The 25403-nt window shown below is 38.6% G+C and carries 25 protein-coding genes; 5 read left to right on the top strand and 20 right to left on the bottom strand.

Going from position 1 to position 25403, the window contains the following annotated elements; all coding sequences use genetic code 11:
• The first annotated feature begins 28 nt into the window (after window positions 1–28).
• The gene (locus ASE55_RS04030; protein ID WP_056215905.1) at window positions 29–763 is read left to right on the top strand and encodes an SIMPL domain-containing protein; all 735 of its coding nucleotides are present in this window, start codon (window positions 29–31) and stop codon (window positions 761–763) included.
• Window positions 764–873: 110 nt separating this feature from the next.
• Here ASE55_RS04030 and ASE55_RS04025 read toward each other — a convergent pair whose 3' ends face one another.
• The 5 genes from ASE55_RS04025 to ASE55_RS04005 all read right to left on the bottom strand — a co-directional run bounded on the left by ASE55_RS04025 (window position 874) and on the right by ASE55_RS04005 (window position 5958).
• Window positions 874–1386 carry a GNAT family N-acetyltransferase gene (locus ASE55_RS04025; protein ID WP_056215902.1) on the bottom strand — a complete coding sequence of 171 codons (513 nt, stop codon included), beginning with the start codon at window positions 1384–1386 and terminating at the stop codon, window positions 874–876.
• A 3-nt stretch (window positions 1387–1389) separates the two neighbouring features.
• The gene (locus tag ASE55_RS04020) at window positions 1390–1611 is read right to left on the bottom strand and encodes a PspC family transcriptional regulator (RefSeq protein ID WP_056215899.1); all 222 of its coding nucleotides are present in this window, start codon (window positions 1609–1611) and stop codon (window positions 1390–1392) included.
• A complete protein-coding gene (locus ASE55_RS04015; RefSeq protein WP_056215897.1) occupies window positions 1604–2878 on the bottom strand; it encodes a DUF2851 family protein in 1275 nt (424 codons plus the stop codon). Before ASE55_RS04015 ends, ASE55_RS04020 begins: the two co-directional genes overlap by 8 nt.
• Before the next feature lie 188 nt (window positions 2879–3066).
• On the bottom strand, window positions 3067–4215 hold the full coding sequence (gene bshA / locus ASE55_RS04010) for an N-acetyl-alpha-D-glucosaminyl L-malate synthase BshA (protein ID WP_056215893.1): 1149 nt from the start codon (window positions 4213–4215) through the stop codon (window positions 3067–3069).
• A 33-nt stretch (window positions 4216–4248) separates the two neighbouring features.
• Window positions 4249–5958 carry a glycoside hydrolase family 3 protein gene (locus ASE55_RS04005; protein ID WP_056215890.1) on the bottom strand — a complete coding sequence of 570 codons (1710 nt, stop codon included), beginning with the start codon at window positions 5956–5958 and terminating at the stop codon, window positions 4249–4251.
• A gap of 116 nt (window positions 5959–6074) precedes the next feature.
• Between ASE55_RS04005 and ASE55_RS04000 the strand changes: the two genes are divergently transcribed.
• Window positions 6075–6593 carry a hypothetical protein gene (locus ASE55_RS04000; protein WP_056215887.1) on the top strand — a complete coding sequence of 173 codons (519 nt, stop codon included), beginning with the start codon at window positions 6075–6077 and terminating at the stop codon, window positions 6591–6593.
• 74 nt (window positions 6594–6667) lie between these two features.
• Here ASE55_RS04000 and ASE55_RS03995 read toward each other — a convergent pair whose 3' ends face one another.
• The 9 genes from ASE55_RS03995 to ASE55_RS03955 form a co-directional block, all read right to left on the bottom strand.
• Window positions 6668–7594, bottom strand: a complete 927-nt coding sequence (locus ASE55_RS03995; protein WP_056215885.1) for a hypothetical protein — start codon at window positions 7592–7594, stop codon at window positions 6668–6670.
• A gap of 113 nt (window positions 7595–7707) precedes the next feature.
• Window positions 7708–8301, bottom strand: a complete 594-nt coding sequence (ribA, locus tag ASE55_RS03990; protein WP_056215882.1) for a GTP cyclohydrolase II — start codon at window positions 8299–8301, stop codon at window positions 7708–7710.
• 26 nt (window positions 8302–8327) lie between these two features.
• Window positions 8328–8783, bottom strand: coding sequence for a hypothetical protein (locus ASE55_RS03985; RefSeq protein ID WP_056215879.1), 456 nt, complete (start codon window positions 8781–8783; stop codon window positions 8328–8330).
• Window positions 8780–9391, bottom strand: coding sequence for a DUF4254 domain-containing protein (locus tag ASE55_RS03980; protein WP_056215876.1), 612 nt, complete (start codon window positions 9389–9391; stop codon window positions 8780–8782). The genes ASE55_RS03985 and ASE55_RS03980 overlap by 4 nt, the downstream gene beginning before the upstream one ends.
• Before the next feature lie 13 nt (window positions 9392–9404).
• Entirely contained in the window at window positions 9405–9611 is a 207-nt protein-coding gene (locus tag ASE55_RS03975) for a twin-arginine translocase TatA/TatE family subunit (protein WP_056215873.1), read from the bottom strand.
• 30 nt (window positions 9612–9641) lie between these two features.
• Window positions 9642–11207, bottom strand: coding sequence for a murein hydrolase activator EnvC family protein (locus tag ASE55_RS03970; protein ID WP_056215872.1), 1566 nt, complete (start codon window positions 11205–11207; stop codon window positions 9642–9644).
• Window positions 11204–11965 carry a DUF4292 domain-containing protein gene (locus ASE55_RS03965; protein ID WP_238584988.1) on the bottom strand — a complete coding sequence of 254 codons (762 nt, stop codon included), beginning with the start codon at window positions 11963–11965 and terminating at the stop codon, window positions 11204–11206. The genes ASE55_RS03970 and ASE55_RS03965 overlap by 4 nt, the downstream gene beginning before the upstream one ends.
• 196 nt (window positions 11966–12161) lie before the next feature.
• Window positions 12162–13178 (bottom strand): sugar phosphate nucleotidyltransferase, encoded by a 1017-nt coding sequence (locus tag ASE55_RS03960; RefSeq protein ID WP_056215866.1) that lies wholly within the window; start codon window positions 13176–13178, stop codon window positions 12162–12164.
• A gap of 135 nt (window positions 13179–13313) precedes the next feature.
• Entirely contained in the window at window positions 13314–14732 is a 1419-nt protein-coding gene (locus tag ASE55_RS03955; RefSeq protein ID WP_056215864.1) for an oligosaccharide flippase family protein, read from the bottom strand.
• Window positions 14733–14979: 247 nt separating this feature from the next.
• On the opposite strand from ASE55_RS03955, the gene ASE55_RS03950 reads away from it, so the two are divergent.
• Window positions 14980–16317 carry a dihydroorotase gene (locus ASE55_RS03950; RefSeq protein WP_056215861.1) on the top strand — a complete coding sequence of 446 codons (1338 nt, stop codon included), beginning with the start codon at window positions 14980–14982 and terminating at the stop codon, window positions 16315–16317.
• A gap of 133 nt (window positions 16318–16450) precedes the next feature.
• Window positions 16451–17506: a hypothetical protein gene (locus ASE55_RS03945; protein WP_128414497.1), complete on the top strand. Its 1056-nt coding sequence runs from the start codon at window positions 16451–16453 to the stop codon at window positions 17504–17506.
• Window positions 17507–17801: 295 nt separating this feature from the next.
• Here the strand turns inward: ASE55_RS03945 and ASE55_RS03940 are convergent, their stop codons facing one another.
• Window positions 17802–18404 carry an FMN-dependent NADH-azoreductase gene (locus ASE55_RS03940; RefSeq protein WP_056215856.1) on the bottom strand — a complete coding sequence of 201 codons (603 nt, stop codon included), beginning with the start codon at window positions 18402–18404 and terminating at the stop codon, window positions 17802–17804.
• Between the two features lie 111 nt (window positions 18405–18515).
• Between ASE55_RS03940 and ASE55_RS03935 the strand changes: the two genes are divergently transcribed.
• Window positions 18516–18902: a winged helix-turn-helix transcriptional regulator gene (locus tag ASE55_RS03935; protein ID WP_056215855.1), complete on the top strand. Its 387-nt coding sequence runs from the start codon at window positions 18516–18518 to the stop codon at window positions 18900–18902.
• 11 nt (window positions 18903–18913) lie between these two features.
• Here ASE55_RS03935 and ASE55_RS03930 read toward each other — a convergent pair whose 3' ends face one another.
• The 5 genes from ASE55_RS03930 to ASE55_RS03910 form a co-directional block, all read right to left on the bottom strand.
• Window positions 18914–19828 (bottom strand): helix-turn-helix domain-containing protein, encoded by a 915-nt coding sequence (locus tag ASE55_RS03930; RefSeq protein WP_056215851.1) that lies wholly within the window; start codon window positions 19826–19828, stop codon window positions 18914–18916.
• Between the two features lie 43 nt (window positions 19829–19871).
• A complete protein-coding gene (locus tag ASE55_RS03925; protein ID WP_056215850.1) occupies window positions 19872–20771 on the bottom strand; it encodes an SDR family oxidoreductase in 900 nt (299 codons plus the stop codon).
• Window positions 20772–20871: 100 nt separating this feature from the next.
• Window positions 20872–21765 carry a helix-turn-helix domain-containing protein gene (locus ASE55_RS03920; protein WP_056215848.1) on the bottom strand — a complete coding sequence of 298 codons (894 nt, stop codon included), beginning with the start codon at window positions 21763–21765 and terminating at the stop codon, window positions 20872–20874.
• A 155-nt stretch (window positions 21766–21920) separates the two neighbouring features.
• Window positions 21921–22922 (bottom strand): aldo/keto reductase, encoded by a 1002-nt coding sequence (locus ASE55_RS03915; RefSeq protein ID WP_056215846.1) that lies wholly within the window; start codon window positions 22920–22922, stop codon window positions 21921–21923.
• A 97-nt stretch (window positions 22923–23019) separates the two neighbouring features.
• Window positions 23020–25314, bottom strand: coding sequence for a GH92 family glycosyl hydrolase (locus ASE55_RS03910; protein ID WP_082474337.1), 2295 nt, complete (start codon window positions 25312–25314; stop codon window positions 23020–23022).
• Window positions 25315–25403: the final 89 nt, after the last annotated feature.

Here is a 25403-nt window from a genome sequence, read left to right as displayed (position 1 = left end):
ACTAATACAGAACAGTCAAATTAATTGTATGAACAAGAATATTATTGCAGTTGCCATCGCAGCTTTCGGATTTATCGCAGGACTTGCTTTTCTGGGAAATGCCATTAAAAACAGGAATAAATCTGAAAATACCATTGCCGTAACAGGCCTGGGGACAAAACAGTTTACTTCCGATCTGATTACCTGGTCCGGAAGTTTTTCCAAAAACAATCCTGACCTCAAGGCAGCTTATGATGAACTGGCTTCAGACCGGAAAGTGATTAATGATTATCTCATATCCAAAGGAATCAGACAAAATGAAATTGTTTTTTCTTCAGTGGATATTCAGAAACAGTTCAGGAGTTATAACGATGCAAACGGCACCTATGTTCAGGGTGAATTCTCAGGCTACAATCTGACGCAGAAAGTTTCAATCGAAAGTAAAGAGGTGGCAAAAATAGAAAACCTTTCCAGGAATATTACGGAAATTATCAACCGCGGCATTGAATTTACGTCTTCTTCCCCAAGTTATTTTTATACGAAATTGGCTACCGTAAAACAGGAAATGATTGCCTCGGCAACAAAGGATGCCAAGGCACGGGCAGAAAAAATAGCGGAAAATTCCGGCAGCAGCCTGGGCAATCTTAAAAAAGCAACGATGGGTGTTATCCAGATCACGGCCCCAAATTCAAATGAAGACTATTCCTACGGCGGGACTTTCAATACTTCTTCCAAAGAAAAAGAAGCAAGCATTACCATTAAGCTGGAGTATGGGGTAGATTAAATCCCGTTTCAATAATGATCATGCATAATTTAAAAGCTTATGTATAATTTCCTGTGTAAGCTGACAAAGTTTATAAAAAAATCCGGAGCAGTACACTCCGGATCTGTATTTTAGTGATATACAACATCATAAATCTCATCCTTAACTTCCTGTAACTTTTCAGGAGCATAATTGGCGAGCAGCCATAAATTCAAAGGTTTTTTATCTTTCCCGTAGCTGGGCTGTACATACATTTCATCAATCAGGCTGAAGCTGTTTTTCCTGTAAAAAGCATACCGTCTTCCTGCGTTTTCATCCCGATGTTCAGGTTCGATTTCCAGGATAATCCGCGGATGATTTTCAGATAAATACCGTATGATATGAGAACCGAGGCTTTGGTTCCTGAATTCTCTAAAGACCTCAAAATGCTCCACGAAAGTATAGGTACTCAGTTCCCACAGGATAAGATATCCGGCATTTTTCGTTTCATGTAAAACGGAAAGTATTTTTACTTTCGGATTAAGAAAAAGAGCAGCGAGCTTGTCCCGGTCCCTTCTCTCATCTTCGGTGAAAGCAGAGCAGTAAGAATGGTAAATTTCCTGAAACCTATAGTCTTCAGGTGACGTAATCTGTAAAAATTCCATAATTTATAAATCAAAAACATTAGGTCTCCTGGTAATAAAAATATCCTTTACCCAGAGGGTAAATGCCAGTCCGAGGTAGATCAGAAAGAAAAATCCGGCGGTTGCAAAAGTGGAATAGATGAAGAATACCCTGAGTTTGGATACGGGAATTCCCAGTTTCGCTCCTGTTCTCGTAAGAACGCCAAACCATTCCCTTTCCATTTTATGGCGCAAGTTATCAAGCATCTGAAGAATCTTTTAAAAGTTTAAAACCGATGCCGCAATTTAAGCAATTTTTCTCTTCACAAGAATGTTTATAATGAAAAATAAGGCTCTGGCTTTCCAGGGCAGTCTTAATGTTTACTCCCAGTCTTTTCCATTCATCCGTTACCGAATTTTTTTCTGCGGAAAGCTTACGGTAAAAATGAATGATCTCATCTGCAATCTCTTCCCTGTGGTATTTATGATAGGTATACTTCAAAGGTAAGACGGTATTCAGGATCACCAGATCCGTGAATTCTTTTGTCAGGGTTTTAGGCTGCTCAACCTTTGATATTTTCCCAAAATTAAAATGATTGTCCCAATATTCCGAAGCTTTTACATCTTTAAAAAGTTCAGACAGTTCATCCGCATCTTTGATATGGATGATTTTTGAAAACAGGTTATGATGGCGGTGGTACAGGGCAGCTAACTGAGACAGGCGGAGGGTAGGGAAATTAGGCGGCCTTAATCTTAGAAATTTAGGATGGAACTGTACCTCTGAAATGTTGAATTTGGCTTTAACAAACTCAAATTCCCGTTTCCATAAGTTCATCTGTTCATCTTCCGGATGATCAAGCCACCCGGAAATCCCGAACAGCAAGGCCTCAAGCTGCGTTTGGTTCTGCCTGACCTTATTGATGACGGTGAAATCTATACTTTCAGCCATCTGTTTAAAGATAAAGGCATTCACCTTAAGCCCGAAAGAATAGGCGAGGCTGTGGAATAAAACAGCTTCAAAATTATTTTTAAACTGCTGCAGGCTCCTTTCAAAATCCAGCGATTTTTCTTCCAGCTTTTTCAGGATATTTTCTTCATGAAAAGCTACCGGAATTTTGGAAGCTTTAAAAACAGGCTCGCAGGGAATAAACTGGTTTCCGTTTGCCAGCTTCTCATATTTTTTGAGCACCTCTTCATCAATATATGCTTTAAGTTCCAGGGTCGGAATATTTTTATCGGTAAACTCATTGATTTCTATGTCGTGATGAAAAACAACATGCAGAATAATATTCCGGTAATTGGGGTCCTGGGAATGGTTGTGGAAAATCCAGTCAGATGACTTTACATGCAGTTCAATGTGTCCGGCTAACAGGATATTCCTGATTTTCACTTTTGCGTCTAAAAAATCAGGGCCGGCATTGGTATTCCATTTTCCGAATTCTATGATTTCAACGGGGCTTCCTTCAATATCCATAAAATCAAAATTCTTGAATATCTTGAAATTCCAGAGATACTGTAATAATTTTTCGGTCATCAGTTGTGTTTTTGTGGTACCACTAATGTAGGGAATTTTTTAATCGGGAGGAAATAAGCCGATTAATTTTATGGCTGTTCATCAATCTAAAGGAAAGGTTCTTTAAATTTTAATATTATGATAAGCAAAAGCATCCTTACGGGATGCTTTGATATGATATAGAATCGTTTTTTAAAGTTTTGCTTAAATCAGATAATGGTTATCTCATTTTTAAAATGTTCAATCGTTGTCCGGTACATTTCCTCATACACCGGAAGTACATTTTTCAGATCAAATTTAATGGCCTGCTCTTTCGCATTTTTCTTCATCTGAACTAGGAGTTCCTCATTGCTCAGAAGCTTGATGGTGTAATTGCTCATGGCTTCTACATTACCGATCTCCGCCAGGAATCCTGTTTCCCCTTGGATGTTTACCTCAGGGATTCCACCTGCATTGGAACTGATGACCGGTGTATGGGCAGCCATTGCTTCCAGAGCAGCCAGACCGAAGCTTTCCTGTTCAGAAGGTAGTAAAAACACGTCCGAAAGCTGAAGGATTTTATACAGGTCATTCACCTTGCCGAGCAGTCGGATCTTAGAAATCAGTTCCGGGTTTTCCTCTAAAAACTGATTTACTTTTTCCATATCCGGCCCTTCACCGATGATGATTAATTTTGATTTTACCTTTTTCTGGACGTTTTTGAAGATCTGCAGCACTTCATCCACCCGCTTTACCGGACGTAAGTTGGAAACATGGATCAGGATTTTCTCGTCAGCATTGGCAAACTGGGTTCTCTGGCATTCATTGCGCTCTTCAAACTCAGAATTGTCAATAAAATTGGTAATCACCTGGATTTCTTTTTTTATCTTGAAAAACTGCAGCGTATCTCTTTTTAAGCTTTCTGAAACAGAAGTTATGGCATCTGACTGGTTAATGGAAAATTCTACCGCATGCTTGTAGCTCGGGTGCTGTCCTACCAAAGTAATATCCGTACCGTGAAGCGTTGTGACCAGCGGAATGTCATTGTTGTCTTCCTTCAGCATCTGTTTGGCCGTGAAAGCCGCATAGGCATAAGGAATCGCATAATGGGCATGAAGCAGATCCAGTTTGTACAGGTTCACAACCCGGTAGATCATAGAACTCAGGGCAATGTCATAAGGCTGGTACTGAAAAAGAGGATAGGTCTGGACATTCACCCGGTGAAAGAAAATATTAGGGTTGGTAATATCCAGTCTTGCAGGAAGGGCAGAGCTTATAAAATGGACTTCATAGCCTTTGTTGGCCAGAGACATGCCCAGTTCGGTTGCTACAATTCCGCTCCCTCCGTAGGTCGGATAGCAAAGTATGCCTATTTTCATTAGTGTATAATTATTTTGATGGTGTAATAACTGCTATTGGTTTATCATTGTATTTTCAGAGGCAGAATTCAAGTCTGTTCCGGCTCCGGCTTTCAACTGATCATTGACCAGTACGGGAAGCCTTCCCCATATTTTTGTTTTTCCGTTGAGTGCATCAGCAGTTGCCGTCATGGAATCATCATTGTTTTCATAAGCAACAAGAACAGTGGAAACTTTAGACAGGTCAATATCTTTCAGGGCATAAGCGCTTCCGAAAACAGTAAGGATCACATTCTGGTTCCTGGTCAGTTCAGCCAGGACTTTTTTTGAAGCCTCAGAAATTTTATAAGGCTTATAAGCGGTTGAATTGTCTTTGTGAAAGCCTGCGATTACGGTAGAGTTTGCCGGAATGGATTTAATTTCAGCTGCTTTTTTAATAATAACATTTGATCCCAGCCGGTTCGCAAAAGTCTGATAATGCGCTTCTTCCAACGGAACGTAATAAATTTGTTTCCCGCTTACAGGAAGCAGTTTTTTTTCATCCTTTAATAACGTAAGTGCATTTGAATACAAATGCTGAACGAGAACTTTATGGGAATCATCATTCAGGTCAGCGTTAATATGTTCCGGATTTTTGGGAGCATATTGATCCAATCCTAAAAAATATTTGGTCAGAAGAATTTTCTTCACACTTTCCTCCACTCTCGACTGTGAAATTTCTCCGTTGTCAATTGCCTTCTGGATGAGTTTTTTTCCTTCCGCCACGCCCTGTGAAAACAGCATAATATCGTTTCCGGCTTTAAAAGCTAAGGCGTCCAGTTCTCCGGGTTTATATTTATTCGCTACAGCGCCCATATTCAAAGCATCTGTAATAATTAAGCCTTTATAGCCTAATTTTTCCTTCAGCAGTCCGGTGATGATATTTTTGGAAACCGATGCCGGAACTCCTTTTCCAGACTCAAGTGCGGGAACGTAAAGATGGGCTACCATAACGCCGCCGATGCCTTTATCCATTAAAGCTTTGAAAGGCGCAAGCTCTACAGCTTCCAGTCTTTCTGAAGTATGTGAAACCACGGGTAAATCTAAATGAGAATCAGTGCTGGTATCCCCATGCCCCGGGAAATGTTTGATTGCCGCTAAAATATTGTTTTTCTGAAGTCCGTTTGAATAGGACAGGGCAGAAGTGATTACATTATTCACTTCTGACCCAAAACTCCGGTTGCCGATAATCGGGTTATTGGGATTGGTATTTACATCAACCACAGGCGCAAAATCCCAGTTGATTCCCATCCGGTGACAGTCTTCGGCAATCTTGGCTGCCATTTTCTCAATTAAGCTTTTATCCTGGATGGCCCCAAGCGTCATCGCCCAGGGGAACTTATACGCAGCAGCAATTCTCTGGTACACGCCCCATTCTGCATCCATCCCGATCATCAGGGGAACTTTTGATTTTTGCTGGAATTCGTTAACAAGGGTAATTTCTCTCGCTGCATCGTCCTGCATCAGGATGAGTCCGCCTATTTTATCATTAACAACGATATTTCTAACGGCATTGATTTCGTTTTCGCCTTTATTGGTATACAGGGCTACGATAAACAGCTGTCCCAGTTTTTCGTCCTGGGAAAGTTTTCTGTATGTTTTATCAACCCAGTGGTGTGCCTTTTTCAAATCTTCTTTGGAGAGGTTTTCAGGCTGGTACTGGGCATTGATTTTTAAACTTAGAAACAAGGAAATAAAAACCAGAGTATAAACCAGTTTCTTCATAAATTTTGAATAAGAACAAAAATACAATTAAAAAAATGATGAAAGCAATGTTTTTATTAACTTTTGGTATATGATTTGAATATGCTTTATATAATAAACAAACAAACTTTTATAAAATGAAAAAATTTCTTCCAATGTTACTGCTGGCTTTTGTTAGCTTATTCATATTCAGCTGTAAAGATGACGATGATAATCAGGATTTTGATACTTACTCTCAAGTAAGAGATGCTACAGGAACATTTACATCACCTGATTTTACTCTTTCTATGGATATTAGTATTGAAAGTACAGATGTAGTTTTAGTATATAGAAGAGTAGGAAATGTATGGCAAATTATCCCTAAAACATATTATTTAGATGATGTTCAGAATTATCCTACAGGCAGAGAATTAGACTATGATTTTGATTTCAATACTCAAGAAGTCAACATTAGAACATCAGCAAATTTCAATCAACTTTCTCAAATGTCACCAGCAGAAGCAACTCAATATTTATCAAACCAAACATTTAGAGTAGTATTAGTACCTGCAAGTGCTGCAAAAGGGACTTCTACAGTTGATACAAGTGATTACAATGCAGTAATTAAATATTATAATCTTAATGATTCCAATGTTAAGAATGTGAAAGTAAATTAGTAAAATATATCTTTTCAGTTTTTTATAATTACAAAAAATCTCTGGAAGCAATTTCGGAGATTTTTTTATTAAATTTATTTTGGACACCTCATACATGGTGGATTTCTATCAGGGTTTAATGGAGGATTAGGTGTAGAAATATAAGAAGGATCAAAAGGTTTTTCTATAATTTTTATATTTTTGAGTAGCATATTAAAAGAACTTTCCGGAATAAATTGAAGATTATTTGGGTCTGCCAATTCTGGTAAAAAATAAATTATAAGAGCATTTCTAGGAGTTAAAGTTGAATAATTAAATGTAAACGACTTTTCTTCATATGAAGGAGGAATGGATATTATTGCTTTTTGAGTCTTGTAATAATTTCTATCAGATATAAACCGAGATACAACAGGTCTTCCAGCGCATGGATTGCCTCCCCTTATTTCAGGCGAATCAGCCAGTTCTACGGCAACTGTAGGAAATGCTTGACTTTGCTCAAGACCATGATAATCATCATTTTGATCATAAGTGTCGTGCTGCTCTTTATAAATAAAATCTTGAATATTAGTTTCTAATATAATTTCATAGGTAGTATTGGCTTGAAATGGAAATTCAATGGATAATGCATTAGTAAAAGGATCCTCATCTATAGATGTTTGTCCATTGCTGCTTGTTTTCACTTTTGGACGATTTCCAGCTTGAAATTTAATTCCGGCCCAGCTTATATCTCTTTGAGGTTTTCCATATCCTCTAAGAATATAGTCGTTATAATATAAGGGATTTGGTCCATATGAATTACCGGTACTCGTACTACATCCTCCATTTGATGCTTGAGCACCACTTGGTATGTGTAAATCCATTACTGTAGTAAGTGCTTTGGAAACTAATGAACTATTATCTATTAACGAAAATGTTTTTGAAGATTGTATAGTTAATGTATTATCAGTTTGTTCGTCAATAATATCATTTGTTGCACAATTCAATAAAGTAAGCATAGAAGCTGACAAAAATATTTTTTTCATAAAGTTTTTAAGTGGTAAACTTATGAAAATAAGAAAGGAAATTAACTATAATATATTGATTATGATATTTTATGTCTTTTGAAAATATTAAATCATAAAGCAAATCTGATTATTTAGTTGTTATCATCAATCAGATGACCGAAATAATCTTTTTTTGTCTGTAAGTATCCCCGGCTCGTTTCATTAGCAGGAATTTGCAGTGGTATTCTTGAATTAAGATGAATGTCGCTTTCCTGCACATATTTTACCTTTTCAGGATTATTGGTCAGCAGATTGATATCCTTGATATTTAATATGGTCAGAATCTCAATAGCTACCCCGAAGTTCCGGTCATCAGCAGGAAGCCCAAGCTTCAGATTGGCTTCTACTGTATCGAAACCCTGTTCCTGTAAAGAATATGCTTTTAACTTATTAATGATTCCTATGTTTCGCCCTTCCTGACGAAGGTAAATGATAACACCTCCGTGTTCCTGGATGTATTTCATTGCCGCATCGAGCTGCTGGCCGCATTCACACTTTTTTGAATGGAAGACTTCTCCGGTAATGCATTCTGAATGGAAGCGTACGTTGACAGGTTTTGAAAAATCTGTGTTTTCTGCGACGATGGCCATGTGAGGCATCCAGTCATTTTCGTTTTCGGATAAAGCAATCATTCGGAAGGTGCCGTATTCTGTAGGCACGTTAGATTCCGCCTGAATTTTAATCATTGATTTTTTAGATACCCTTAATTAATTTAATTCCCTTTAATATAATCTTCGATTGCAGAAACGTTTGTTTTTAATCTTACAAGATAACGGTTAAGTACTTCATTATCGTCGCTGTTAAGATCCTGTCTTAATTTCTGGACTTTTTTGTAAGATTTTTCAAAATCTCTTATGGCCTTTTTCTTTCCTCCTGGATTATTTACATCTATCGCATATAAATAATTCTGAAGGCTGTACTTCAGCACTGTAATTTCGCTGTTTAACGCTGTGTTCTTAAAATTCGGGAAAGTGGCAATGAGATTGGAAATCTCAGATGCATTTACATTCCCTTTTACACTGATTTCAATGCTGTTTTTTGTATCTCTGTCTGAATCTGATCCTTTGGTTTCGCTGTAAAAGCTGGATGACAACGGAGAGAAATTAGGTTTTTCCGTTGCGCAGGATGTTATGATAAGTATTGTTCCACAAAAAAATAGTCGTTTCATTTTTGCCCCTTTTGATAGAGGATTGGGTTAAGACTTTCATCGTTGTACATTTTCATCTGTTTGTACACCTTTATCTTAACATCACCGTTCTCAATATCAGAAAGCAACTGATTAATAGAAGTTGAAAGATCCTCATGCTGATCCAGAAGTACATCCAGCTTTGCCTTACAATTGGCTCTGTGTTCTTCTGAAGCCGAATCTCTGTTGGCCTCTAATGACATATGATAAACTTTGAGTGCAAGAATTGACAATCTGTCTACCGCCCATGCGATAGTCTCGGTGTTGATTTTTGCTTCAGGTTTAGGAGTTATATTTTTGTATTTATCAAGAAACCAGCTGTCTATAAATTCTACCAGATCAGTTCTTTTCTGATTGGAAGCATCTATGGCTCTTTTTAATTGAAGAGCTTCAGCCGGATCAATATTTTCATCTCTAATTATATCTTCCAAATGCCATTGAACGGTATCAATCCAGTTCTTTGCATACAAAATCCGTTCCAAAGTATCTTTTTCGAACGTGTTATTAATTAGCGTATTAACGTCATCATGCACATGGTAGTCTTCAATACTTTGATTGAAAACCTTCCATGCAGTTTCTGTAAAGTTCATTGGTATAGAGAATTTAGTTACCTGAAGGCGTATTATTGGTTGGTTTGTTCTCTGTGCCCGGTTTGTCTTCTTCTTTCACGGCATCCTTAAATTCTTTGATACCGGAGCCTACACCTCTCATCAGTTCAGGAATTTTTTTACCTCCGAAAAGCAGTAAAAGGATTACAGCTACAATCAGGATGTGCTGCCATGACAAGGAAAGTATTGTTAACGTATTCATCTTATTTTTTTTACAAAGTTAATCTTTTTATCAATAGGAAACCCAACCTAATGGATCTACCGGTGTACTTCCGTTCCATACCTGGAAATCAAGGGTATAAGTACCGTCAAAATCCTGTCCGATTACCCCTACCGGAGTCCCTGCTGATACCTGTTGTCCTTTGGACACAGTTACACTTCCAAGGTTGGAATAGATGGTAAAATAATTTCCGTGTTTTAAAATAACCGTCTTTGTACCGTCACTGTTTGCCAATACAGATGAAACAGTTCCCGGGTATACAGACTTGGCTCTGGTCCCGGAAGGTACCGAAATTTTAATACCGTTATTTTCCTCCTCAATATTTTTGAATACAGGGTGAGGTCGTCTCCCGAAACGGTGCGTGATCTGTCCGGCTCTGTCTGCAGGATATCCCAGGCGTCCTTTGCTGTCAGCGAAATTGCTTCCTGCAACGGTTGTAACACCGTAGCTGGTCATGGCTTTTGTTTCAGCAGCTTTCTTATCATCCTCTTTTTTCCGGACGAGTGCCGCTTCGGCAGCTCTTGCCTGCACTAATTTCTCAGTGGCCTCTTTGGCTTTTGCAGTAGCTTCATCAGATGCTTTTTTTGCAGCAACCTTTCTTGCTTCGTCTCTTGTTGTTGCTTCGGCTTTGGCAGCATCTTCATTACGTTTCCGTTCTTCTTCCGCTCTCTTCGCAACTAATTCCGACGCCTTTTTAGCAGCCGCTTCTGCAGCAAGCCTTTCCCGTTCCAGCGCTTCAGCCCTGATTTTATTTTCAGCTTCTATTTTCGCTTTTTCCCGTTCCGCAGCTATTTTTGCAAGACGGATTTTTTCTGCTTCAGCTTTTTTCCTGGCTTCTTCTTCCGCTTTTGCTATTCTGATTTCTTCTGCAATGATGCTTCTGATCTGGCCTTCCAGTGTTTTAGACTGTACCTGTTTCTGTCTGAGTTCAGAACTTAATTTGGATTCGTTCTTTCTGAAATCGGCTACCAGCTGTTCTTTCTGGGCTCTTTCAGCATTAATAGTGGTGAGGTCTTTCTGCTGATTAACCAACAGATTGGCTTTTGCCTTTGCGGAATTCTGTTTAGCAGCAATACTCTGCTTTATTTTTGCGGCAACATTGGAGATCTCGGCTGCTTTCTTATCCTGATAGTCAGAATATTGTTTCAGATACTGAACCCTGCGGATTGCTTCTCCCATATTTTTGGCAGAAAGAATAAAGGTTACCTTATTCTGTACGCCTTTATTTTTGTAAGCGTTTACCAGAACCTTTGCATAATTTTCCCTGAGGATTTTAAGCTCTTTATTCTGATGGTTGATTTCAAGCTGACGAAGATAAATCTCGTCTTCAATGAATCTTTTTTCCTTTTGGGTATTCGTGTACACTTTTTCTCTTAATGCCAGTTTTTTGTTGACATTATCAAGATAGGCCACCGAAAGTTTAGATTCATTTCTGGTTTTTGCTAAATCTGTATTTATCTGTGCAATTTGTTTTTTTAGTTCGGCATTTTGTTTTTGCAGCTGTTCTTTTTTAATGTTTTGCCCGTAATGCAGGGAAAAGAACAGGATACCTATTAAAAAGCTAAATTTTTTAATCATTGAATCTCGATTTTCTTATAACTGGATGGTACAGAATAGGGCGTATCCATCCTAGAAAAATCAAATTTCGTATTTTCCAGTAAAATCTGGCTGCTTTTTGATCCTTTTATAATTATTTTAACACTCTTAGGAAGACGAATCCCTTTAATTTCTTCCCAGTTGCTGTATGATACTTCGAGTTCATCAGGAGTTAATACATCTTTTAGATTAACCGCCAGCAGATCATAATTTTTATCGTACTGAAGAGTTATTTTGTATTCTCTTGTTTTTTCATCCGTTACAATTTTCTGATTGACGCGGGATGCCATCTTAAATCCCTGTGCATTTCTAGTCAGTATAAACTGTGAATCGTTGATTTTTACAAAAGTTCTGCCCATCAGGATTTTTTCAAGCGATTTATAATCAATGAAATTTACATTCAGCAGATTGTTAAGATAATCAAAATCAGAATCAATATAGGTTTTACTGGTTTTGTCCTGCCCCTTAATGCCTTCAGGTGTTGCAATTCCCCGGGCAACTGTAATCACAAATGCCTGAAGCGTCATCCACACCTTTGTATCCTTTTCAATATAAATAGTCGCATCTAAGGTCGGGATAAAGCTTCCTGTTTCCACATTGACTTTACTGCTGATTTTTATCTGCTCGAAATCTGGCTGTATAAGTACATGCTCAAAAAATGCGAATTTATCACTTACCGGCTGATTGCTGTCTTTTGGCAGCCTGTTATCCTCAAGAACGAAAGTACTGTCCGTTTTCACACGCCTGTCCTTTTTTCGGGCAGCATTTCTCGTTTTACAAGAAGTTACCAAAAAAATTAATAACAGCGCTATAATCCAGTTTCTCATTTATTTACCTTTCAAATTAAGATGTTGCAATATTAACGCCAAACCACACAAAATGTTTTGTGTGGTCTGTATTTGCTTTATTGAATTGAATTTTCCTTACCCTGTCAGATTATTTAGATAAGAAATCCAGAACCGAATAATCTCCCAAAGAAATTTCTCTGGCTACCCCGAAATACTGCGCGGAATTACCGATCATTGAATTGGAAAGGTTTCCGTGGTTAATTCTTGTATTTTCCTGGATCAGGGAATTTTCAATATTTGAGTTGACAATAATGGTATTGTTCCCTAAAGAAACACCCGGGCCGACCTTTGAATTGGAAATCTGTACATTTTCACCGATAAAACAAGGCTGAATAATCAGGGAATTTTCAATATGGGCTGAAACAGGATATGTAGACATCTCTTCCCGCTCATATTCAAGGATCTTGCTGTTGGTTTCCACGGTTGCATTTTTATTCCCGCAGTCCATCCAGTCATTTACCTTGCCCAGCGAAAACTTCGCGCCTTTAGCCCTGAGGTTTTCCAACGCGGTAGTCAATTGGTATTCGCCGCCGTTTTTAATATCATTGTCCATGATATAATTGATCTCGTCCATCAGCTTTTCAGCACTGTTGAAATAATAAATACCGATAATGGCAAGATCGGAAACGAAAGTCTGGGGCTTTTCAACAAAATCCGTTATAAAACCATAGTTGTCAAGTTTTACCACTCCGAAAGCGGAAGGATCTTCAACACTTTTCACCCAGATTACACCATCTGAATTTTTATCCAGGACAAAATCTGCACGGAAAAGCGTATCGGCAAAGGCAATAACCACATCACCGCTCATCGACTGTTCGGCACATTTAATGGCGTGGGCTGTTCCCAGAGGATCGTTCTGATAATAAATACTTGCTTTTGCTCCTAATTTTTCAGCGATCTGAATGAGGGATTTCTCAATCTCCGGACCAAAATCCCCGATGATAAAAGCTACTTCTTCAATATTTTCTCCTGCAACTTTAGCAATATCTTCTACCAATCGTTGTACAATCGGTTTTCCTGCAATCGGGATAAGAGGTTTCGGAACAGTGAGTGTATGCGGACGCAATCTGGAACCACGTCCGGCCATAGGAACAATAATTTTCATAAATTATACAGTATGTTTTTTTGTTTGTTGAGTTTTAATTTTTGATAAAGATAACAATAAAACCATTTGCTATGGTACTGATTATGTTTCTTTAGAAATAAGTATTTGAATATAAGTTATTTGCAGGCACGAGAATTATCTCCTGATTTTTGATAGCAGCATATCTTTTTCAGAATAGATCAGGACCGCAGTGTAGATCAGGAACAGTAAGTTTCCGACCCAGAAGTTATAATCAAAAAACTGTACAATGGCGTAACTGAAAATCATCAGCATTCCTAGAAACAGCGTCATTTTCTTGATACGGTAAGGGATAGGATAATACTTTTGGCCCAATAAGTAAGAGGTGACCATCATTACAAAATAGGCTATAAAAGTAACCCATGCAGATACCATGAAGCCAAATTTTGATAAGAATACCAAATTTAAAATAATAGTTATTCCGGCTCCCAGCCAGGAAATGATTGTTCCGATTTTAGTCCTGTCCGTCACTTTGTACCATGTTGAGAAATTATAGTAAATCCCAAAGCAAAGATTGGCAATTATGATAATAGGGATAATGTCGATTGCTGTCCAATACGAACTGTTCGGGATTAAAAGCTGTTTAAGCCATGAAATGTTGGCAATAATTCCCATGGCTACGGTTGATGCGAAAAATGTAAAGTATTCTGTTACTTTAGCATATGTATTCTTTGCATCTTCATTATTCATCTGTTTGAAAAAGAATGGCTCAATTCCCATTCTGTAAGCGGTTACAAATAAGGTCATTAAAACAGCTAATTTATAACATCCGCCATAAGCTCCGGCATCTTCTTCAGGAATGAACCATATCTGAATGGCCTTATCAAAATTTTCGTTAAACATAAAAGCAAGGCCGGCAATCATTATCGGCCATGAATATTTTATCATCTTGCTGAAAAGATCAGCCGAAAATTCAAGTCTGGTTTTAAAAACGATAGGAAGTAGTAATACAAAACCTAAAAAGCTTGCTGCCAGATTACTGTAAAAAGGAAAAGAAACTTTTTCTTTTAAGCCAAAATCGTGAGATATGCTTAAGGGGATGTATAAAAATAAGGCAAGTGTTAAAACAGTCTGAAAAAGTGATTGTAACACCCTTATCACTGAATACTTTATCGGTTTGTTGTTATAACGGAGCCAGGCAAAAGGAATAACACAAAGAGTATCAAAAAATGCAATCCATGCAAACCAGCGGATATATTCCGGATTTGAAGAATATTTTAAAGTGTCTGCAATCGGCTGGGCAAAAATAAGACAGCCTAAAAGGAAAAGTGCAGACAATCCTGACAAAAACCAAAATGAGGTATTGAATGTTTTATTCTGATTTTCTTTATCGGATGAAAAACGGAAAAAAGCAGTTTCAAATCCAAAAGACAAAAGGATATTGACAAAAGAAATCAATGCATAGAGATTTGAAAATATGGCAAAATCTTTCTTTTCAATCTGATCAATATACAGCGGGTTTAATATAAATAAAATAACCCTCGGCATAATTGCCCCAATTCCATATATAATAGTCTCGTTCAGAAGTTTTTTCATCTGTTAATTTTATTTTTATCGGTCAGATGGAATCTCTGATTTCAAAAGGTGAAATTTTCTGCAAATGTAAATATTTAGAAATTGATTTTTGATCACCGTTATTAAAATTCATTCATAAACCTTAATTTTGCTTTTATTGGAAGCCGGATAGTAGAAGTTAGAAATTAGTGATTTCTATAAAACTTAATTATAATTTATAACTTAAACCTGACTTCTGATATCTAACCTCTAATTTCTAAGAAAGTAAATGAAAATCTTAATCAAGAACGTAAAAATCGTTAACGAAGGACAAATCTCTGAAGGTGATGTGCTCATTGAAAATGATTTGATTTCTAAAATAGAAGCTTCTATTCCGGAGGAAGCAGATCAGGTAATTGACGGTTCAGGAAAATATCTTTTGCCGGGAGTGATTGATGACCAGGTACATTTCCGCGAGCCGGGCCTGACGCATAAAGGCGATATTGAAACAGAATCCCGGGCTGCCGTTGCGGGCGGTATTACCAGTTTTATTGATCAGCCGAACACCGTTCCGAATGCGGTAACCCAGGAGTTGTTGGCAGATAAATACGAAATAGCTTCCCAAAAAGCGTATGCCAATTACGGTTTTATGATGGGCGGAACGAATGATAACCTGGAAGAGGTGCTGAAAACAAATCCGAAGAATGTTCCCGGAATTAAGCTGTTCCTGGGTTCTTCCACGGGAAATATGCTGGTAGACAATCCTGAAACCCTTGAAAATATTTTCAGCAATACCAAAATGCTGATTGCGGTTCACTGTGAAGATGAGGCGACCATTAAAGCCAATACCCAGAAATACATGGATGAATACGGTGAAGACATTCCTGTAAAATTCCACCATCTGATCAGGAGCGAAGAGGCCTGTTACAAATCTTCCTCAAAAGCGGTTGAGCTGGCGGAAAAAACCGGGGCCCGGCTTCATGTTTTCCATTTGTCCACAGCAAAAGAAATGGAACTTTTCAGAAATGATATTCCTTTAAAAGATAAAAAGATCACTGCAGAAGTCTGTGTTCACCACCTTACTTTTACCAATGAAGACTATGAAACGAAAGGCGGACTGATCAAATGGAATCCGGCTGTGAAAACACAGAAAGACAAGGACGGGCTCTGGGAAGCGCTGCTGGACGATAGAATTGATGTGATTGCAACAGATCATGCACCTCATACCTGGGAAGAGAAGCAGAATGTATATACCAAGTGCCCTTCTGGTGCGCCGCTGGTTCAGCATTCCCTCGTAGTAATGCTTGAAAACTACAAAAACGGAAAAATTTCTTTAGAGAAAATCGTTGAAAAAATGTGCCATAATCCGGCCATTCTTTTCAGAGTGGAAAAAAGAGGTTTTGTAAGAGAAGGGTACAAGGCAGATCTTGTTTTGGCGGACCTTAATACAAACTGGACGGTGGATAAGGAAAATATCCTGTACAAATGTGGCTGGAGCCCGCTGGAAGGCACAGAATTCCATTCTAAAGTTACCCATACTTTTGTCAATGGTAAACTGGTATATGATAACGGGAAGATCAGTGAGCAAAAATTTGGAGAGCGGCTGCTTTTTAAAACTGAAGAATAAATGTCCATAGAAGCGGGCTTTAGCCCGCTTTTTATTTGGGTAAAAGTGTGTTAGATAAAATCTAAAAACTACACAATATCTAATTTTCAAATCACAATATTGTGTAGTTTTGTGCTGAAAAAATTCCATGTTTATGTTTAAATTTTTATTGATTTTATTTCTTTCTATTTCATTATCTGTCAGCTCGCAAGATAACACGAATTCTCTTTCAAACTCATCATGGACACGGACACAGTCTAAAATGATGGATGGCAGCAGAGATCTGTCGCAAGAATCTTATCGACCTTTAGTGTGGAAATTTAACGGAAATAAATTGTGTGAAAATATTGATTCGTGGTTTTTAGCAGTAAATAAATGCAACAACATTAAAGTTGAAAATAGTTTTATAAAAATGTCTGGTAAGACAGTTTATCAGATTGAAAAACTTACAGCAGATTCATTAGTCGTAGTAGAAAACTGGGAGATGAAAACTTCTCCTGACAAAATAAAAAGAATGCGGTTTGTCAATACGGCGATTCTTATGAAGGATTTTGTGAAGAACGAAAAGAGTGATTCAATTGTAATTACTGCTCGGGATATTATTCCAGCTTTAAAAAAAGATCTTATTTCTGACATTACCAGTATTCTTATGAAAAAAGGTCTTAATCACGATGTTACTTTGGATGGGCAGATTTTTATTTTCCCCAAAGCACAGAAAGTGGAGGTAATAACGGATAATAAAAAGCTAAGTAAAAACAATCAAGCCACTATTGATGTATTTAAAACAACTTTACAGGAAAACTTCAAAGCTTGGAATCTTATGGGATTTGAGCGATTTGAAAAAATAATTATTCCATATCGCTTCCACAGTAAACAGGATGAAGGTACTGCAAGTATTTCTTTTTCCGGCAGAATTCCTTTAAAAGAAACCAAATTATTTATTCCTGTGATAAAAAATAAATTTACTTCTTTAGAAAATTTCAGTAAAGGTTATAAAGCGGTTGAAAATCAAAAATTTGATAATGCCGTTCACTTTTTCAATCAGGCTTTTGAATATGATAATACTAATACCGATGCATTGTATAATGTAGTTTCTACTTCACTTTCTCAAAACAAAACAGATGTTGCTTGTGTCGCTTTAAAAAAGTTAAATGAATTGGAGCAGGCAGAAGGTATGAAATTATATAAAGAAAAATGTTCTGGAAAGTAAAATTAGAAAACTAATTTTAAACGAGTTGAAGAATTTGAAACTCAATGGTTTCGTCAAAAAAGTAGTGGATTCCGAACAGATAGCTGTGGTCGTAGAATATATTTCGACAAATAACAGCAAAACTTTGAAAACGGTAATTTGGCACTTTCAGATTGGGAAGAACACATGAAAAGTATCATCGAAGATATTTTTGAAAATAAATTTCGCAGATTAAGCAGATCCACTAGATTATAATGGTTAAAAATCTGCCTAATCCACTAAATCTGCGAGAGATATATTCAGAATGATTTAAAAATCAATCAATAACAATACTTTCAATTGCTTTTTCTAAAGCGTTTTCCATAATGCCGGGAATGGACAGGCCTTCTGCCCGGAACACACTCACATCGGTTACGCCGTAAAAACCAAAAATATTCCTGACATAAGGAACATTTGAATCATAACTCTGATAGGGACCTTCAGAGTAAATATTCCCTGAGGTAAAAGCAACGTACAGTTTTTTGTTGTTCAGCATGCCTTTCGGTCCGTTTTCATCATAGCGGAAAGTATATCCGGCTCTTGAGGTATGGTCAAAATACGACCTGAGTGTTGAAGGGACTGAAAAATTATACATAGGAGAATCCACTACAATAATATCGGCTTCCTGCAGTTCGGAAATCAGGCTTTCGGAATACTGGTTAATGGCTTCCTGTTCGGGACTGCGGTTTTCTGCCGGCGTAAAAAAGGAGTTGATGTGTGCCTCTTCTAAAAAAGGAGCCGGGCTTTTTGTCAGGTCACGCTCTTTTATCCTGCTGTCAGGGTATTTTGCCAGGATTTCCTCTATAACGGCATTTCCTAATTTTCTGCTTGCTGACACTTCCGTCCTCGGACTTGAGATAATGTGAAGTATGTTTTTCATATTTTTAAAAATTAAATTTCTTCTACAAAATTATGTACATTTGCTAATGAAAAGTTAGCAGTAAACAAAAGGTTAGCAGTAACCTTTTAGTTAGTAATTAAAATGTAAGTCATGGAAAACGCTGTTATATCAGAAGAATCTATACATACCGGCAGGTGTTCAGAAAATCTTTCTTCCGTGGAAGATGCCCTGTATGTTATAGGCGGAAAATGGAAGCTCAAAATTATCATTGTATTGCAGGAACACGGCAGCATCCGTTTCAATGAGCTGCAGAGAACCATTACCGGGATCTCGGCAAGGGTGCTTTCCAATGAGCTGAAAGACCTTGAGCTCAACGGTTTTGTCAAAAGAATTGTCCATGCCGAACAGACGCCTGTTATTGTGGAGTATGTTTCTACAGATTACAGCAGGACCCTGAAAAATACGATTACCGCTCTGTCCGAATGGGGCAGGACCCACAAGCGGAATATCAGGGAAGATGTATTTGATCAGCCATAGGTCTTCAGGGATTAACTGAAAGACTTCCGGAACTCCACAGGTGAAACGCCGGCTTTGCTTTTAAACAGCTTACTAAAAGACTGCGAATGCTCAAACCCAAGCTCATATGCAATTTCGCTTACGGAAAGCGGGGTTGTCGAGAGTTTTTCCTTGGCCTTTTCAATGAGCTTCTCGTGGATGTGCTGCTGGGTAGTCCGGCCTGTTAATGTTTTCAGTACGCTGCTCATGTATTTTGATGACATATTCAGCTTTTCAGAAAGAAACTGGACACTCGGCAATCCTTTTACAGGAAAATCATCTGCCTCAAAATAATCATTCAGCAAAATTTCCAGACGTTCCAGGAGCTGATGGCTGGCTTTATGACGGGTGATAAACTGGCGCTGATAAAAGCGTTCGGAATAATTCAGAAGTGTTTCCAGCTGGGAAATAATAATATTCTGGCTGAAGCGGTCAATGTTTGACTGGTATTCTTCCTTGATATTCTCAATGATCTGCAGGACTTTTATTTCTTCGTCTGCGGATAAAAATAAAGCTTCATGTACAGAATAATCAAAAAATTCATATTTCCGGATTGCGACTGCCATTACTGTATTCCATAGAAAATCCGGATGAATCATCAGCATCCATCCGGACGGGTTTTTGCCTTTTTCTTCTCTTGTAATACTAAGAACCTGATGCGGTGCCATGCAGAACATCACGCCTTCATCAAAATCATAATCTTTCTGCCCGTATCTGTATTTATGGGCCATATCTCTTTTTACAGAGATCATGTAAAAATCAAAAATCAGATTCTGCCTGCCAGGCTCTGTCTGTTCCATATCATCAAAACTGATCACACTGATAAGCGGATGCCTGGGTTTTGGCAATCCTCTTAAAGTATGAAATTCAGATATAGTTTTTATTCTCAGCAGATTCTGATCCGGCATCGGTTTAATATTTAATCAAATTTAATAAATATAAAGGTGCAGATTACTGTAGGTAAGTGAAATAAATATCACCTTTCAAATCTTCCATCAAAGTTGGATGTTGCGGATTCCAGCCTAAAGCTGATTTTGTTTCTTCGCTTGAAGTCAGATTATTAAGTTTTGCAAAATGCACAAACCATCCGAAATGTTCTGCCGCTTCATCATTGGTAACGGAAACAACAGGAAGCTGTAATCTTTCTGCAATATGCGCTGCAATATCTTTAAACGGAATTCCCTGCTCTGCGACGGCATGGTATCTTGTTCCGCTTTCAAAAGGTTTTTCTAAAGCCAGCTGATACAGTTTCGCAGCATCTGATTTATGAACTGCCGGCCAGAAATTATGACCATCACTGACCACGGCAGATTTGCCTTTTTCCTTTGCAATTCTTATCAGTGTCGGAACAAAACCAATAACATCACCTTTCCCGTGAACTGAAGGAGGTAACCTTACCACAGCCACTTTAACACCTTTTCCGGCTACAGCATCAGCCGCATTTTCCGTTGCAATTCTGGGATGTGGATTTACCGAACGGTCTGTTTCAATTGTAAGTCCGTCTCTGGAAAAAAGGGCAGTTCCTGAAGTGATGAGAAAAGGTTTGTCGGTTCCCATCAGGGTTTCCCCAATCGTTTCGATAACTTTCCCATCAAGTGCACACATTTCCTCAAATTGGGCAAAATCATGGATAAATCCTAAGTGGATTACTGCATCTGAAGCGGCTGCTCCGGATTTCAGACTTTCAAAGTCATTGAGATCTCCACGATGTGCTTCCGCTCCGGCTGCAATTAATTTGTTTGCGGATTCTTCTGATCTCGCCAGCCCTAAAACCTGATGTCCTTCATTCAATAATTCCTGTACTACAGCAGTTCCTACGAAACCTGTAGCGCCTGTAACAAATACTTTCATTGTAAATCTAATGTTTATAATGCAAAGTTCATGTTTCAGATGATGGTACCTGTAGCCAAAAAGTATTTTCCTGTAGCCGAAAGTTATGGAAGGTTAAAGATTAATTGAAAGACTGCCTGAACTCCAGAGGTGATTTATTTGTTTTCTTTTTAAAAAGGGTACTGAAGGACTGCGAATGTTCAAATCCCAGTTGGTAAGCAATCTCACTGACAGAAAGTTCCGTGGTCGAGAGTTTTTCCTTAGCCTTGCTGATGAGCTTTTCGTGGATATGCTGCTGTGTATTCTGCCCGGTATGAACCCTCAGCAGATCACTTAAATAATTTGGTGAAAGGTTCATGGCTTCGGCAATGTGATGAACAGTTAAAAGTCCTTTTTCAAAAGAGTCCCTGTCAAAATACTCATTCAGGAATTTTTCAAATTTTACCAATAACTGATGGTTGTTGTTTTTTCTGGTGATAAACTGCCGCTCGTAAAAACGGTTGGAATAACTGAGAAGAAGCTCAATCTGTGATAAAATAATTTCCTGGGTATGCCGGTCGATATGTTGGCATTCTTTATCAATTTTATGTAAAATTCCGATCTGATCATTCTCTTCATCTTCAGATAAATGCAGCGCTTCATTCACAGCATAAGAGAAAAATCCAAAGCCCGAAATGGTATTCGCCAAAGGATGTTTCAGCAAAAAATCTTCATGGAAAATCAATAAATATCCGGAACCGCATTCCATATTCTGCAAATCTAAATACTGGACCTGATTGGGAGCCGTAAAGCTTAAAACGCCCTTGTCATAGTCATAGTGCTGCTGTCCGTATTTTATTTTTCCTTTTGCATCTCTTTTTAAAGCGACACAGTAAAATTTGCTGACAAAACCTTTCCAGACTTCATCTTCCAGAAAAACACTTTCAGATAAATTAATTACGCTTACCAATGGATGTTTTGGTTCCGGCAACGAAAGCAATCGGTGAAATGCAGAAGCAGATTGTATGGTATTCATTACTTTTAAACTTTTTTAATAATAATTTTTGGGCGCCTTTTTCCGTCTTCCGCTCCCAATCTTTTATTCGTCGTTCCTCCTCACAAAAGGATTTCCGCTCAAGCCGGGGCGCAAACCTGACAGGTTAAGTTATTTTCGCCAATTAAAGTTACATATTAATAATCCAGCAGCCCCATACCGAATTCATCATATGTAGCACCGGTATCTGTTCCTAAAGGTACGATACTTTCGAGTTTTGACAGATCAGATTCGCTCAGAATAATTTTGCCGGCTTCAATATTCTGTTCAACATAGGCTCTGCGCTTGGTTCCCGGTATCGGAATGATTCCTTTGCTGATGATCCAGGCCAGTGCCAGTTGTGACGGCGTAACATTCTTTTCTTTTGCAAGGCTTTCAATGGCTTCCACCAGCTCAAGGTTTTTATGGAAATGCTGTTCCTGAAAACGGGGGATCCCTCTGCGGAAATCATTTTCCGGCAGGTCATCCATAGAACGGATCTGCCCGGATAAAAATCCCCGTCCCAAAGGTGAATACGCCACAAAACCGATTCCTGAATCCTGTAAAGTTTTCAATACCCCTTTTTCTTCTACCGTCCTTTCAAATAAAGAAAATTCACTTTGCACAGCGGTAACCGGATGAACAGCGTGGGCTCTTTTTACGGTTTCCGATGATACTTCGGATAAACCGATATAACCGACTTTTCCTTCTTTTACCAGCTCGGCCATGGCTTCTACCGTTTCCTCAATCGGGGTATTTTTATCCAGGCGGTGCATGTAATAAAGGTCAATGTAATCGGTATTAAGATTTTTAAGGGAGCGTTCAACCGCTTTTTTTACATAATCCTTAGTTGCTTTGATTTTCCAGGTGATCTGTTCATTATCGTCAATTTCCCAACCGAATTTTGTGGCGATAATGTATTGTTCACGGCTGCCTTCAATTGCTTTTGCAATTAACCGTTCATTCGTAAAAGGTCCGTACAAATCGGCAGTGTCCAGAAAATTCCCGCCCAGTTCCAAAGAACGGTGAATGGTTGCGATAGCTTCTTTTTCGTCAGCTTTACCATAAGTATCCGCATCTCCGAAACTTGTCATTCCCATACATCCCAAACCGATATTCGGGACAATTAATCCCTGATTTCCTAATTTTACTCTGTTCATATTGTTGATATTAATTGAATACCGCAAAGTTGGGCAGAAATCAGGAACCGGATGTTTGCAAAACGACGGATGTTGTATGTAAATTACGGATTGTATTTTATTTCCTAGCTTCAGAACTCATGTAAAAACTAAGTTTTCCGCCATTCATTATCTCAGAATGCTTCAGTGTAAAGTTTTTTATTTCTTTGCCGTTGAGAAGAATTTTTTCAACGTAAACATTCTTTGGACTCTGATTGATCGCTTCAATCTCAAACCTTTTTCCGTTTTCTAAATTTAAAACAGCATGGTCAATTGCAGGGCTTCCGATTGCATAATCTTCCGAACCCGGGGCAACGGGATAAAAACCAAGCGAGCTCAGAATGTACCAGGCACTCATTTGTCCGGTATCGTCATTGCCGCCCAGTCCGTCGGGAGTTGCCTTATACTGCATGTCTAAAATCTTTCTGATCTGAGCCTGGGTTTTCCACGGCTGTCCCGCCCAATTGTAAAGATAGGCAACGTGATGCGCCGGCTCATTTCCGTGGACGTAGCCTCCGATGATTCCTTCTCTTGTAATATCTTCTGTGTCTGCAAAAAATTCATCCGGTAAATGCATGGTAAACAGTTCATCCAGCTTTGACGCGAATTTTTTCTTTCCGCCCATTATTTTAATCAGTTCATCCGGATTTTGGGGAACAAAAAAACTGTAGTTCCAGGAATTGCCTTCAATGAAGCCCTGGCCGTGGGTACTCAATGCATTGAAATCTTTTTTGAAGCTTCCGTCTGCCAGACGCGGGCGCATAAATCCGGATGTTTTATCAAAATTGTTTTTCCAGTTTTCAGAACGTTTGATGAATTGATTGTAAACCTCCGTTTCACCCAGGTGCTTTGCCAGCTGGGCAATAGCCCAGTCATCATAGGCATATTCTAAGGTATTGGATACTGAAGTTCCGTTCTTCTCTGCAGGAATATACCCCAAATCTATATATTGGCCAATGCCCTCATAATCCCGTTTGTTGGCGGTTTCAATACAGGCTTTTAGTGCTTCCTTTGCATCTCCAGTGTAATTTCCTTTGATAATGGCATCTGCAACCACGCTTACGCTGTGATAACCGCTCATACACCAGTTGTCATTGGCATAATGTGACCAGATCGGCAGCATTTTCATGGAGAACTGATTATAATGGGCCATCATTGATTTCACCATATCCCCGTTTCTTTTCGGCTGGATAATATTGAAGAACGGATGGAGCGCACGGTAGGTGTCCCAGATAGAGAAAGTGGTGTAATTGGTAAAACCTTCTGCCTTATGAATATTTTGATCTAACCCTTTATATTCTCCGTTGACATCGGTATAGGTGGTCGGATTAATAAAGGTATGGTACATGGCCGTGTAAAAATTAATCTTCTGATTTTCAGAACCTTTAATAATAATTTTATTCAGTTCCCTGTTCCAGTTTTCCTGTGCTTTTGTTTTAACCTGGTCAAAAGATAATGCCCCGGTTTCCTGCTCCAGGTTTTCCAGTGCATTGGCCTGGCTTACCGGAGAAATCGCCAGCTTTATTTCAATTGCTTCATTTTCATCCGTGTCAAAATCAAAATACATTTTCAGGTTTTTTCCGGCGATTTCAGGAAAGTTTTTAGTCTGGTCGAATTTTCTCCAGAATCCGTTGTACACCTGTTTTTCATCATAGTTTTTCTGTCCGTATGATTTGAAAGGCTTTGAAAATTTCATGGCAAAATAAACCGTTCTTGTCCTTGCCCAGCCGTTGGTCTGACGGTAACCGGTTACGGTATTTTCGTTTTCAACCCGGACATAGGTCCAGATGTTTTTACCGTCATAATTATAAATTCCTGCCATCAGATCCAGGATGATGTGTGCCTGGTCAGACTTCGGAAAAGTGTAACGGTGAACTCCGACTCTTGTGGAAGCTGTCAGCTCAGCTAAAATATTGTGGTCGTCAAGCTTTACTTTATAATATCCGGCTTCCGCTTTTTCATTCTGATGAGAAAATCTGCTCCTGTAGCCGTTTTCAGGATGTGAAGCCGTTCCGGGATTCAACTGTAAATTACCTACAGTCGGTATAACAAGGAAATCCCCTAAATCAGAATGCCCTGTCCCGCTGAAATGCGTAGAGCTGAACCCTACGATTGTTTTATCTTCATACCGGTACCCTGCACAGTATTTATACACTTCGTCATTGTATTTACCGTTCAGTGCATAGGCAACCGTATCGGTTTCCGGGCTAAGCTGTACGGCTCCGAAAGGCACGGTTGCCCCGGGATATGTATGTCCCATTTTTTCGGTTCCAATTAACGGGTTGACATACTGGTAAAGCTTTTCAAACTGCTGTGCCTGATATCCACTGAATAATAAAAGAAACAGAAATGCATATGTTCCGGACCTTTTCATAAATGATCAATTTTTTTGAGTTTTAAATTTAATTAAATTTAAAATGCGTTTTCATTTTATTTGTTTTTAGTTTCGGCGGCGGCCTTGCC

Source organism: Chryseobacterium sp. Leaf201 (assembly GCF_001421435.1).
Classification (GTDB): domain Bacteria; phylum Bacteroidota; class Bacteroidia; order Flavobacteriales; family Weeksellaceae; genus Chryseobacterium.
This window is presented reverse-complemented; position numbering and strand designations above follow the sequence as displayed.

Excerpts from the sequence above, each read along its gene's own strand:
- ASE55_RS04030 (WP_056215905.1), top strand. The coding sequence starts at position 29 with ATGAACAAGAATATTATTGCAGTTGCCATCGCAGCTTTCGGATTTATC.
- ASE55_RS04025 (WP_056215902.1), bottom strand. The coding sequence starts at position 1,386 with ATGGAATTTTTACAGATTACGTCACCTGAAGACTATAGGTTTCAGGAA.
- ASE55_RS04020 (WP_056215899.1), bottom strand. The coding sequence starts at position 1,611 with ATGCTTGATAACTTGCGCCATAAAATGGAAAGGGAATGGTTTGGCGTT.
- ASE55_RS04015 (WP_056215897.1), bottom strand. The coding sequence starts at position 2,878 with ATGACCGAAAAATTATTACAGTATCTCTGGAATTTCAAGATATTCAAG.
- bshA (WP_056215893.1), bottom strand. The coding sequence starts at position 4,215 with ATGAAAATAGGCATACTTTGCTATCCGACCTACGGAGGGAGCGGAATT.
- ASE55_RS04005 (WP_056215890.1), bottom strand. The coding sequence starts at position 5,958 with ATGAAGAAACTGGTTTATACTCTGGTTTTTATTTCCTTGTTTCTAAGT.
- ASE55_RS04000 (WP_056215887.1), top strand. The coding sequence starts at position 6,075 with ATGAAAAAATTTCTTCCAATGTTACTGCTGGCTTTTGTTAGCTTATTC.
- ASE55_RS03995 (WP_056215885.1), bottom strand. The coding sequence starts at position 7,594 with ATGAAAAAAATATTTTTGTCAGCTTCTATGCTTACTTTATTGAATTGT.
- ribA (WP_056215882.1), bottom strand. The coding sequence starts at position 8,301 with ATGATTAAAATTCAGGCGGAATCTAACGTGCCTACAGAATACGGCACC.
- ASE55_RS03985 (WP_056215879.1), bottom strand. The coding sequence starts at position 8,783 with ATGAAACGACTATTTTTTTGTGGAACAATACTTATCATAACATCCTGC.
- ASE55_RS03980 (WP_056215876.1), bottom strand. The coding sequence starts at position 9,391 with ATGAACTTTACAGAAACTGCATGGAAGGTTTTCAATCAAAGTATTGAA.
- ASE55_RS03975 (WP_056215873.1), bottom strand. The coding sequence starts at position 9,611 with ATGAATACGTTAACAATACTTTCCTTGTCATGGCAGCACATCCTGATT.
- ASE55_RS03970 (WP_056215872.1), bottom strand. The coding sequence starts at position 11,207 with ATGATTAAAAAATTTAGCTTTTTAATAGGTATCCTGTTCTTTTCCCTG.
- ASE55_RS03960 (WP_056215866.1), bottom strand. The coding sequence starts at position 13,178 with ATGAAAATTATTGTTCCTATGGCCGGACGTGGTTCCAGATTGCGTCCG.
- ASE55_RS03955 (WP_056215864.1), bottom strand. The coding sequence starts at position 14,732 with ATGAAAAAACTTCTGAACGAGACTATTATATATGGAATTGGGGCAATT.
- ASE55_RS03950 (WP_056215861.1), top strand. The coding sequence starts at position 14,980 with ATGAAAATCTTAATCAAGAACGTAAAAATCGTTAACGAAGGACAAATC.
- ASE55_RS03945 (WP_128414497.1), top strand. The coding sequence starts at position 16,451 with ATGTTTAAATTTTTATTGATTTTATTTCTTTCTATTTCATTATCTGTC.
- ASE55_RS03940 (WP_056215856.1), bottom strand. The coding sequence starts at position 18,404 with ATGAAAAACATACTTCACATTATCTCAAGTCCGAGGACGGAAGTGTCA.
- ASE55_RS03935 (WP_056215855.1), top strand. The coding sequence starts at position 18,516 with ATGGAAAACGCTGTTATATCAGAAGAATCTATACATACCGGCAGGTGT.
- ASE55_RS03930 (WP_056215851.1), bottom strand. The coding sequence starts at position 19,828 with ATGCCGGATCAGAATCTGCTGAGAATAAAAACTATATCTGAATTTCAT.
- ASE55_RS03925 (WP_056215850.1), bottom strand. The coding sequence starts at position 20,771 with ATGAAAGTATTTGTTACAGGCGCTACAGGTTTCGTAGGAACTGCTGTA.
- ASE55_RS03920 (WP_056215848.1), bottom strand. The coding sequence starts at position 21,765 with ATGAATACCATACAATCTGCTTCTGCATTTCACCGATTGCTTTCGTTG.
- ASE55_RS03915 (WP_056215846.1), bottom strand. The coding sequence starts at position 22,922 with ATGAACAGAGTAAAATTAGGAAATCAGGGATTAATTGTCCCGAATATC.
- ASE55_RS03910 (WP_082474337.1), bottom strand. The coding sequence starts at position 25,314 with ATGAAAAGGTCCGGAACATATGCATTTCTGTTTCTTTTATTATTCAGT.